Annotated in this window: 10 protein-coding genes and 2 tRNA genes; 4 read left to right on the plus strand and 8 right to left on the minus strand. The window is 71.6% G+C overall.

The genetic code is table 11. The features are described from left to right. A partial coding sequence (locus tag ACR9ZG_RS15870) for a hypothetical protein (protein WP_481285819.1) occupies window positions 1-684 on the minus strand: 684 nt, incomplete at its 3' end. A 99-nt stretch (window positions 685-783) separates the two neighbouring features. Here ACR9ZG_RS15870 and ACR9ZG_RS15875 point away from each other — a divergent pair. The 3 genes from ACR9ZG_RS15875 to ACR9ZG_RS15885 all read left to right on the plus strand — a co-directional run bounded on the left by ACR9ZG_RS15875 (window position 784) and on the right by ACR9ZG_RS15885 (window position 2,064). Beyond that, window positions 784-1,740, plus strand: a complete 957-nt coding sequence (locus ACR9ZG_RS15875; RefSeq protein ID WP_481285820.1) for an aldo/keto reductase — start codon at window positions 784-786, stop codon at window positions 1,738-1,740. A gap of 121 nt (window positions 1,741-1,861) precedes the next feature. Further along, window positions 1,862-1,933 (plus strand) — tRNA-Thr (locus ACR9ZG_RS15880). 57 nt (window positions 1,934-1,990) lie between these two features. Beyond that, a tRNA-Met gene (locus tag ACR9ZG_RS15885) sits at window positions 1,991-2,064 on the plus strand. Between the two features lie 95 nt (window positions 2,065-2,159). Here ACR9ZG_RS15885 and ACR9ZG_RS15890 read toward each other — a convergent pair. Next, window positions 2,160-3,557 carry an amidohydrolase family protein gene (locus ACR9ZG_RS15890; protein WP_481285821.1) on the minus strand — a complete coding sequence of 466 codons (1,398 nt, stop codon included), beginning with the start codon at window positions 3,555-3,557 and terminating at the stop codon, window positions 2,160-2,162. Between the two features lie 167 nt (window positions 3,558-3,724). On the opposite strand from ACR9ZG_RS15890, the gene ACR9ZG_RS15895 reads away from it, so the two are divergent. Further along, the gene (locus ACR9ZG_RS15895; RefSeq protein ID WP_481285822.1) at window positions 3,725-5,134 is read left to right on the plus strand and encodes an amidase family protein; all 1,410 of its coding nucleotides are present in this window, start codon (window positions 3,725-3,727) and stop codon (window positions 5,132-5,134) included. 39 nt (window positions 5,135-5,173) lie between these two features. Here the strand turns inward: ACR9ZG_RS15895 and ACR9ZG_RS15900 are convergent, their stop codons facing one another. The 6 genes from ACR9ZG_RS15900 to ACR9ZG_RS15925 all read right to left on the minus strand — a co-directional run. Continuing rightward, the gene (locus ACR9ZG_RS15900; protein WP_481285823.1) at window positions 5,174-5,632 is read right to left on the minus strand and encodes a cupin domain-containing protein; all 459 of its coding nucleotides are present in this window, start codon (window positions 5,630-5,632) and stop codon (window positions 5,174-5,176) included. A 32-nt stretch (window positions 5,633-5,664) separates the two neighbouring features. Next, window positions 5,665-6,414 (minus strand): cysteine hydrolase family protein, encoded by a 750-nt coding sequence (locus ACR9ZG_RS15905; RefSeq protein WP_481285824.1) that lies wholly within the window; start codon window positions 6,412-6,414, stop codon window positions 5,665-5,667. After that, window positions 6,411-7,235 carry a creatininase family protein gene (locus ACR9ZG_RS15910; RefSeq protein WP_481285825.1) on the minus strand — a complete coding sequence of 275 codons (825 nt, stop codon included), beginning with the start codon at window positions 7,233-7,235 and terminating at the stop codon, window positions 6,411-6,413. Before ACR9ZG_RS15910 ends, ACR9ZG_RS15905 begins: the two co-directional genes overlap by 4 nt. Window positions 7,236-7,237: 2 nt before the next feature. Then, a complete protein-coding gene (locus tag ACR9ZG_RS15915; RefSeq protein WP_481285826.1) occupies window positions 7,238-8,104 on the minus strand; it encodes an ABC transporter permease in 867 nt (288 codons plus the stop codon). Between the two features lie 2 nt (window positions 8,105-8,106). Next, window positions 8,107-8,880: an ABC transporter ATP-binding protein gene (locus ACR9ZG_RS15920; protein WP_481285827.1), complete on the minus strand. Its 774-nt coding sequence runs from the start codon at window positions 8,878-8,880 to the stop codon at window positions 8,107-8,109. Window positions 8,881-8,891: 11 nt separating this feature from the next. After that, window positions 8,892-9,886: ABC transporter substrate-binding protein (locus tag ACR9ZG_RS15925; RefSeq protein WP_481285828.1), on the minus strand; the 995-nt coding region annotated here is incomplete at its 5' end.

Here is a 9,886-nt window from a genome sequence, read left to right on the forward strand (position 1 = left end):
CACGGGTGCGGGAGGCCGCGCGCGGCCACGACGGCCTCCGCCAGGTGGCGGCAGACGCCGGGCGGCGCCGGGGCGGAGTCGGGCGCGGCGGGCGGTGGCGCGGGGGTCGGTTGTGCGGCGGTCGGCGTTTCCCGTCGTGGGCTTCCCCGACCGCGGCAGCGCCTCGCGGGTGAGGCGGGCGGCGTCGCGCAGGAGGCTCGCGGCCGGGCCGCGCAGCTCCTCGATGTCGAGCGCGACGATGGCCGCGGGGTCGGCGTCGGAGGCCGCCAGCACCTCCTGCTCCGCGCGCCGCAGCGCCGGGTGGATCGGGGCGGCGGCGGGCATGCGCAGCGCCTCCCGCAGGTAGAACAGCAGCTCGTGGAGCTGGCGGACGATCGGGAAGACGGCGAACATCCCGTCGCGCACCTCCGCTCCGTCGTGCCAGGTCGCGCCGCCGTAGAGGGACTGCGTGACGTGCTGACCGGCGCCGAAGCAGTCGAAGACCGTGCAGCCCTTGAAGCCGCGCTCGCGCAACCGAGGGTGGATGCGGCAGCGGAACCCGTCGTCGAGGTTCACGCACTCCTCGCCGGCGGCCTTGTCGAAGGCGAAGTCGGCGGACTTCGCGAATGCGAGGGCCACGCAGCACAGCCCCGCGCACCGCGAGCAGTCGGCGGCGAGCTCCCGTGGAGCGGTCGAGGTGTGCATGATTCGACCTTTCCACATCTTCAGCAACCGCCGGTATAGCCCCAGGGTCGCGGCGTTAGCGTGAAGGGACAGTCCGGCCCACCTCACAAGGAGACACGCATGACCGCATCCCGTCGCACGATCGGCACCTCGGACCTGGAGGTCCTCCCGCTCTCGCTCGGAGGCAACGTGTTCGGCTGGACGGCCGACCGCGACACCTCGTTCGACGTGCTCGACGCCTTCACGGCGGCGGGAGGCGACTTCGTCGACACGGCGGACGGCTACTCCGCCTGGGTGCCGGGCAACACCGGCGGCGACTCGGAGCGGATCCTCGGCGAGTGGTTCTCGGCGCGCGGCAACCGCGAGCGCGTGGTGCTCGCCACCAAGGTCAGCCAGCACCCCGACTTCCGCGGCCTCGCCGCCGACAACATCCGCCGCGCGGCCGACGCGTCGCTGGAGCGGCTGCAGAGCGATTACATCGACCTCTACTACGCCCACTTCGACGACGAGACCGTGCCGCTGGAGGAGACCGTCGGCGCCCTCTCCGCGCTGGTCGACGCGGGCAAGGTCCGGTACATCGGCATCTCGAACTACGCGCCGGAGCGCATCGAGGAGTGGTTCCGCATCACCGAGCGCGACGGCCTGCACCGCGCGGTGGCGCTGCAGCCGCACTACAACCTGGTCGAGCGCGGCTACGAGCAGACCTACCGCCCGATCGCCGAGCGCGAGAACCTCGGCGTCATGCCGTACTTCGCCCTCGCCGCCGGGTTCCTCACCGGCAAGTACCGCGACGGCGCCCAGGTCGACAGCCCGCGCGCCGGCGGGGCCGCCAAGTACCTCGACGACAACGGCCGCCGCGTGCTCGCCGCCCTCGACGAGGTGGCCGCCGCCCACGACGCCGAGGTCGCGACGGTCGCCCTCGCCTGGCTCGCCGCCCAGCCGACCATCACCGCCCCGATCGCGAGCGCACGCACCCTGGAGCAGCTGCCGGCCCTCCTCGCGTCCACCGAGCTGGAGCTCACCGCGGACGAGCTGGAGGCCCTCGACGGCGCGTCGGCGGCGGCGAAGGCCGCGTAGCGCGCGGCGGTCGGCGCAGCGCCGCGCGCGGGGGCGCGGGATGGTTCGGAGCACCCTCGGGAGGATGGTATTCTCTTCTGGTTGCCGAAATCGTCCCGCCGTCTGGGCGGGCGCCGGCTCCGCCCCCTTAGCTCATTGGTAGAGCACTTCCTTGGTAAGGAAGAGGTAGTGGGTCCGATTCCCACAGGGGGCTCCGCCTCCCCGGCACATGCACCCCGGTTCACGCCTGGTTCATGCACGGGGATGCCGCGGCGGGGTAGCTCAGGTGGTTAGAGCACACGGCTCATAATCGTGGTGTCGCGGGTTCGAGTCCCGCCCTCGCTACAAAACCCCCGGAATCTCACGGTTCCGGGGGATTCGTGGTTAACCGGACGAGTCCCGCTCAGCGTGATGGGATCGGCGGCGATCGCCGTCGACGGTCAGCCGCGAGCAGCCGCAGAGCGGGCGGCCGCCTCGTCGAAGCGGGCGTGGAGCTCGCTGGAGGCGGTGGCCGCGCGAGGGTCGGTCAGCGTGCCGTGGTGCGCGACGAGACGGCCGCCGATGCGGACCTCGGCGAGGTTCCGCAGACTGCAGGACAACACATAGTTCTCGAGCGGGCTCCAGAGCGGCCCGATGTCGGGCGAGCGGGGGTCGACGACCAGGAAGTCCGCGAACTTGCCGACCTCGATCGAGCCGACCCGGTCGTCCACGCCCATCGTCTCGGCGGCACCGAGGGTCTGGGCGCGCAGCACGTCGGCGGGGGAGGCTGCGGCCGGGTCGCGCCACGTCGCACGGACGGTGAACATTCCCAGGCGCATGTTCTGCCAGGGGTCGGCGATGTCGCTGCAGGCCTGGTCGTCGAGGCCGAGCCCCACCGTCACTCCCCGGCGGAGCAGCCCGGGGACATCCAGGACGCCGGAAGCGAGGCGGCCGTTCGCGCCGGGCTGCCAGGAGACGGCCGCACCCGCCTCGGCGACCCGGTCGACGATCGCCGGGGTCGCCTGGACGAAGTGCCCGAAGGTGAAGTCGGGCCCGATCGCACCGGCCCGCTCGTACCAGGCGACCTTGGCGAGCTGCTCGTCGAGCTGGTCAGGGGTCTCGAGCATGTGCGCGTGGTTCCGCAGCCCGTGCTCGCGCATCATCCGCACCTCGAGATCGGCGGCCGAGGCGTCGTCGCTCCACTGCACGGCCCCGTACACCGCGGCGTCGAGCGCCTGGGACCGGTCGCGCGAGCGCAGGTCGGCGACCGACTCCCCGAACGCGGCGACGCCCTGCTCGGCGCCGAGCGTGTCCTGCTCGATCTGGTAGGCGCCGACGAAGCGGATGCCGCTGTCGAGGCGTCCGTCCAGCTGTCGCGTGAGCCATTCGACCGGCCGGACCGCGTCCTCCGCGCGCTGCTTGCGTCCTGCGATCATGGGCGCCCAGCGGGTGCGCGGGTCGGTGAAGTCGAACACCGTCGTGACTCCGTTGCGCACGTGATCGAACGACCCGTGGAGCGTGCACCAGTAGACGTCGTCGGGGGAGGACCCCAGGGTGACCCCGTACATCGCCTCGGCCCAGCCGTAGAGCCGTTCGGAGGTGCCCAGGCCGCGCGCGACGGACGTGAACGTGTGGGAGTGGGACGAGACGAACCCCGGCGCGACGAACCGCCCGGTGGCGTCGAGGCGTTCGGTGCCGGGGCCGACGGCCACGCGGTCGCCGACAGGGCCGGTGCCGCGCGCGACGACGATGCCGCCCGCGACCGCGAACCAGGCGTCCCGCTCGACGCGGGGGACGCCCTCGACGGCGATGAGGTCGGCGTGCTCGACCAGCAGGTCGACGGGGGCGGAAGGGTTCACAGGGCTCCGATGTTCGAGCGGGATGCAGGGCGACGCGTTGCCCGCCGCTCCCGCCACGCTAGGGCTCGCCGATGACCCCGGTGTTTTGGGGGCGTTGCGGGCCTGTTTCGCGCGCCCCGACTCCCGCCTGTAACCCCGGCGCAACACGGCCCGGCTAGCGTCTGGACATGCTGCAGCATTCCGCGTCTGATCAGCTCCGAGCCCTGCGCACCGGCACGCTCTCCGCCGCCGAACTGATCGCGGCGGCGCTCGGGCGCCGCCGACTCCGCGACGAGGAGCTAGGCGCATTCAGCGCCGTCGACGACGACGCCGCGCGGGCGGAGGCCGCGGCGGTCGACGCGGCGGAGCGCGGCGGTCGACTGGCGGGCGTTCCGGTGAGCGTCAAGCACTCGATCGCGACGGTCGGCCTGACCACGGCGCACGGCCGCCGGTCGGACGAGGTCGTCGCCGACCGGGACTCCCCGCCCGTGGCGGCCGTCCGCGAGCAGGGCGCCGTACTCGTCGGCAAGACGAACGTGCCCGTCTACCTCAATGGCCACCAGTCGAGCAACGCCGACTTCGGCGTCTCGCGCAATCCGTGGGACACGACTCGCTCTCCCGGCGGGTCATCGGGCGGCGCGGCGGCAGCGGTCGCGGCCGGGATGAGCGCCTTCGATTACGGCAGCGACCTGGCCGGCTCGCTGCGGGTGCCGGCGGCCTGGTGCGGGTTGTTCGGGCACAAGCCGAGCACGGGCATCGTGCCGAAGATCGGCAACCTGCCCTGGCCGGTCGACGGGGCGATCGAACCCCCGGCCTCGGCCATCGGCCCGATGACGAGGTCGGCCGAGGACCTGGAGCTGCTCGTGCCGCTGATGGTCGGTGTGGCCGGACCGGACGCGGTCGCCTGGCGGATCGAGCTGCCGCCGCCGCGCGCCGAGCGCCTGGCCGCGCTGCGCGTGGGGCTCTGGCTCGACGACCCGGCCTGCCTGGTCGACGACGAGACCCGGCAGGCGATCACCCGGCTCGCCGCAGACCTCGAGCAGGCGGGGGCCTTGGTCCAGGAACTCGTGGCGCCGCCAGGCGCCGGTGAGGAGGGGCAGGCCCTGTTCCGTCGGCTCCAAGCGGCCGAGGTCTCGCACGGCTTCGACGACGAGCGCTTCGCCGCGGTGTCCAGCGGCTCGGGTGCGTGGGGCGACATGGTCTCGGCGACCTTCCGCGACGTCGCCGATGCGCTGGAGCGTCGGGCGGTCGTCGTCGAGCGCTGGCGCGCGGAGGTCTTCGGCGCTGTCGACGTCGTGCTGTGCCCGGCGGCGCCGACCGCAGCGCCACCGCTGGTCGATGCGCACGACGGCGGCCCGACCATCCCCTTCGACGGAGCGCACGTCGATGCCGACCAGGTGCCGGCCTGGAGCCGGATCACCAGCCTCCCGAAGCTGCCGACCACCGTGGTGCCGCTCGGACCGGGCGCACGTTCCGGCCTCCCGCTCGGAGCTCAGCTCGTCGGGCCGTATCTGGAGGACCGGACCTCCCTGCGCGTCGCGCGCATCGCGGAGACCGAGGGGATCGTCCGCTACACGACGCCGCCCGGCTGGGAGTGACTCCCGGCCGGGCGGCGGCGGTGCTGACGGACGCGGCGATCAGACCGCGAGGGCGGCCAGACCGGTGATGATCGACGCCTTGTCCGCGTCGTCGAGCACGTCGCGCTCGCCGGAGGTGACGAGGTGCTCGAACCCCTTGTCCATCGACCCGAGGTCGTTGGCCATGATCGTGACCGTGTACATCCGCTCGGTCTCGGAGGTGTTCTTGATGTGGTGGACCGAGCCGCTCGGGAGGACGAGGACGTCCCCGGCCTTCACGGCGACGCTGTGCTCGTCCGACTGGGCGACGCCCTCGCCGGCGAGGAAGATGAAGATCTCGACGGAGTCGGGGTGGGAGTTGTCGGGCTGTTCGCCCTGCGGGTCCCAGATCTCGAAGAAGACGCTGGTCGGCGATCCCTCGCTCGGGCCGGTGAGGTGGGTGAGCTTCACGGTGTCGCCGGGGGAGATGCGGTGGGTCGTGAGCGAGTCGAGGTGCTTGAGGATGGGCGCGTCGGCCATGGTCGTTTCCTTTCCTGGGTGGATGTGGGGGCTCAGTCGGCGAGGGCCGCGATCAACTCGCCGGGGGTCGTGGTGAAGCCGAAGCACTGGCGGACGTTGTAGACCGTGGCGTCGTAGCAGTAGGCCGGCGAGGTGGTGGCGCTCGCGCCCTCCACGAGGACGACGTCGTAGCCGAGGTTCGCGGCGTCGACGAGCGTCGAGAGGACGCACTGGTCGGCGTTCACGCCGGCGAAGAGGACCGTGTCGATGCGGCGGTTGCGGAGCACGGAGTCGAGCGGGGTGTCGACGAAGCCGCTCATCCGGTACTTGTCGATGTGCAGGTCGCCCGCCTCGGGGACCAGAGCGTCGACGAGTGCGGCGCCCCAGCTCCCGGCGGTCAGGACCGCTTCGCTGCGCCCGGCACGGTCGCCGATGCCGCCGCCGGCGCCGTCGGCGTCGTAGACGTGGCGGACGCCGGGGGGCAGGTTGGCGAGATCAGGGCGGTTGCCCCAGTTGAGCCAGATCACGGGGACGCCGGCCCGGCGGAGCGCCGGGAGGATGCTCGCGAGGTGGTCTGCGGCGGCTGCGGCGCCGGAGACGTCGACGCCGATGGACGCGAGCCAGCCGCCGGGGGTGCAGAAGTCGTTCTGCATGTCGACCACGACGATCGCGGTGCGCTCCAGGTCGAGCGTGAGCCGCTGCGGCAGGGCGCCCAGTTCGACGGCACGGACAGGCGCAGGCGCCCCGCCCGTCAGGTCGACATGCGTCGCCGACAGCCCCCAGGACCGGACGGCGGCCGTCACGCGACCGCCTCGGCGAGAGCGCGGGCCGCCGTGCCGCGGGACGGGACCGGCGGGAAGGCGAAGTCGCGGATCTCGAGCAGGACCTCGCGGAGGGCGGTCACCTGGTGTGCGACGATGCGCTCGCCGAGTTCGCGGCTGGCCGCCGTCGGGTCGCCGAGCACTCCGGACGCCGACAGGTCGTCGGTCACCCACGCCGTCGGCACCGCGCCCTCGAGCGTGAGGTGCTTGAGGTCGCGGAAGACGTCGCCGGCGGCCTCTCCGTCCTTACGGGCGTGCTCCATCTGGACCAGCTCCGGTGCGAGCGCCCACACGATGCTCGTCTCGATCTGGCCGCCGTGGATGCCGTACTCCGGGTCGACCGGCTCGACGCCCTCGGGGAGCCCGAGCCTGCTGGGCATCATCGGGAACACCTCGAGCCCGGTGCGGACGCGGATGTCGCGCGCCACCACATCCAGCAGGCTGGGCTGGCCGCCGTGCCCGTTGACGAACACCAGCTTGCGGAAGCCGGAGGCGGCGAGGGAGTCGCCGAGGTCGAGGCAGACGCCCATCAGGGTCGCGGCGCTCATCGCGACCGTGCCGGCGCGGCCGAGGTGCTCGGTCGATTTGCCGTAGCTCAGCGTGGGCAGCTGCCAGACGTTGCTCCCGGCGGGGAGGCCTGAGATCGCGAGGTCGCTGATCCGCTCCGCGGTCAGTGCGTCGGTGATGAGCGGGAGGTGGGGGCCGTGCTGCTCGATGGCGCCGATCGGCTGGACGAGCACGGCGTTCGAGCGGTCGATGGCCTCGGCGTCGGCGGTGGACAGGTGGGCGATGAGATGGGACATGGTCACTCCTCCGTGGGCAGGGCGGACTCGTGCCAGCGCTTGAGCAGCCGGCTCTCCACGCCCGCGACGATGCCGAAGATGATGAGCGAGACGAGGCTCGCGAAGATGACGGCTGCGAACAGCTCGGGGGTGCGAAGCTGGGTGGCATCGAGCGTGATGACGTAGCCGAGGCCTCCCGCACCGCCGCCGATCCCCGCGACGAACTCGCCGACGATCGCGCCGATGACGCTGGAGCCGCTCGCGATCCGCAGCCCGGTCAGGATCTGGGGCAGTGCGGCCGGAACCCGGAGCGAGAACAGCTGCACGCGCGGCGGCGCACCCGCCATGCGATAGAGCTGGACCAGGTTGCGGTCGGTCGACTTGAGGCCCTGGAGGGAGTTGGCAGCCACCGGGAACACGGCGATCATCGCGGAGACGAGCACATTGGTGGCGATGCCCGACCCGAACCAGACGACGAACAGCGGGGCGACCGCGATGATCGGGATGGTCTGGAGGAGCACGAGGTACGGGTACATGCCGCGCTCGACCACGTTCCAGCGCGCCATGACGAGCGCGGCGACGAATCCCGACACGGCCGCGAGGGCGAAGCCGAGATAGGCCTCCTGCATCGTCACGAGGGTCGGCTGCACGAGCGACGGGGCCTCGGTCACGAGGGCGTTCAGGAAGTCCAGCGGACTGGGCAGGAGATAGGACGGCATCGCGAAGACCGTGATCGCGAGTTGCCACAGTGCGACGACGATCGCGGCCGCCACCACCGCGGGCAGGACGTGCCTGCGCCAGAAGACGGCACGGGAGCGTCGGCGGACGGGCGTGCGCGCGGGCGCCTCGAGGGCGACGGGCGCCGGCGTCTCAGCCGTGGTGATGGCCATGGTCATGCCTCCTGCAGCAGCGATGAGATGAGGGATGCGGTCTCGGCGAGGGCCGCGGTGTCGCGCGGCGCGTCGTCCTTCGTGGGCGGGCTGGGCGAGTCGATGATCCGGGCGATGCGTCCCGGTCGCGCCGCCATGACCGCGATGCGGTGGCCGAGGGCCACGGCCTCGGGGATGGAGTGGGTGATGAACATGGCGCTGAAGTCGTTCGTGCGCCACAGCCGCAGGAGCTCCTTCTGCATGTTCTCGCGGGTGAACTCGTCGAGGGCCGCGAACGGCTCGTCCATCATCATCAGCTCGGGGGCGCCGGTGATCGCACGGGCGAGGGAGACCCGCATCTTCATTCCGCCGGAGAGCTGACGGGGCAGCGACTTCTCGAAGGCGTCGAGGCCGACCGTGTGGATGGCGGTGGTCGCCGCACGCCGGCGGACGTCCTTCGGGACGCCCTTGAGCTTGGCCACGAGCTCGACGTTGCTTCGCACGTTGCGCCAGGCGAGGAGGGTCGGGTCCTGGAAGACGTACGCGAGCTCGTCGGTGCGGCGCACGAGCTCGCCGCCGGTGGGGGCCGACAGCCCCGCCGCCATCCGGATGATGGTCGTCTTGCCGCACCCGGACGGGCCGACCAGCGAGACGATCTCACCACGGGCGACCGACAGGTCGAACGGCGTGACCGCCTGGAACCCGTTCGTGTAGGTCTTCTCGACCCCGCGGAACTCGATGAGGGGCAGTGTCGGGTCGGCGACGGTCGCCGTGGCGGCGGGGGCTGTCGTTGTCATGCTTCCTCCTGTCAGTAGGAGCCGGACGGGGCGGCGGGCATCGTGGTGGGCGCGGCGACCTTCGGCAGGTACGAGGCGTCGAAGAGGTCCGCAGCGGGGATGGACTTCTTCAGCACGTCGAGCTTCACCAGCTGATCGACGGCCTCGGTCCAGCGGTCGGTGGTCATCGCGCCGAGCTGCGACTTCCCGTCGCCGGAGACGACGTACTCGCGCTGCTTGTCCCACGCGTACCAGATGGCCTCCGAGGTCATCTGCGGGTTGGCCTTCTTGAGTGCGTCGTTGGCCTTCGTCGCGACGTCGACATCGCCCATGTAGTCCGCCCAGCCCTGCATGCTGGCCGCCAGGTAGGAACGGACCGTGTCCGGGTGCTCCTCGAGGAACTTCTTGGTCGTGAAGACGACGTCGTTGTACGGGTTGTACCCGGCGGAGGCGTAGGAGAAGAAGTCGACCTTCACTCCGGCCTTCTCGGCCTGGTACGCCTCGTTCGTCGGCCAGCCCTGCTGGACCAGCGAGCCGTCCTTGATGAAGTTGGCGATCGATCCCTGGTAGGCCTGGGTGGAGAAGGTCAGCCCCTTCTCCTTCTTGAGGTAGTCGACGCCGGTGTTGCCGGTCTGGACGACCCAGGTGTGACCCTGCATGTCGGCGAACGACTTCATGCCGCTGTCCGCGTGGACCATGACGCCGACGGGGTTCGTCTGATACATCGCGGCGATCGCGACGATGGGGATGCCCTGCTCCTGGGCCTCGGCGACGGCGGGGGCGTCGGCGACGCCGAAGTCGGCGCGACCGCCCGCGACGATCTGGGTGCCGGAGACGGTCGGACCGCCCTGCTGGATGGAGACCTCGATGCCGTTCTTCTTGTAGAGGCCCTCGGTCTGCGCGGCGTAGAAGCCGCCCGACTCCGGGTCGGCGTACCAGCCGAGGACCATCTTGACCGAGGTGGTGCCCGAGGTGGAGGACGCAGAAGAGGCGCCGGTGCAGCCGGCGCTGTCTCTTATACACATCT

The sequence above is a fragment of the Leifsonia sp. KNZ12-8B genome, assembly GCF_056755495.1.

Bases quoted from the DNA above. Each gene is read 5' to 3' on its own strand.
- ACR9ZG_RS15875 (WP_481285820.1), top strand. From the start codon at position 784: ATGACCGCATCCCGTCGCACGATCGGCACCTCGGACCTGGAGGTCCTC.
- ACR9ZG_RS15895 (WP_481285822.1), top strand. From the start codon at position 3,725: ATGCTGCAGCATTCCGCGTCTGATCAGCTCCGAGCCCTGCGCACCGGC.
- ACR9ZG_RS15900 (WP_481285823.1), bottom strand. From the start codon at position 5,632: ATGGCCGACGCGCCCATCCTCAAGCACCTCGACTCGCTCACGACCCAC.
- ACR9ZG_RS15910 (WP_481285825.1), bottom strand. From the start codon at position 7,235: ATGTCCCATCTCATCGCCCACCTGTCCACCGCCGACGCCGAGGCCATC.
- ACR9ZG_RS15915 (WP_481285826.1), bottom strand. From the start codon at position 8,104: ATGGCCATCACCACGGCTGAGACGCCGGCGCCCGTCGCCCTCGAGGCG.
- ACR9ZG_RS15920 (WP_481285827.1), bottom strand. From the start codon at position 8,880: ATGACAACGACAGCCCCCGCCGCCACGGCGACCGTCGCCGACCCGACA.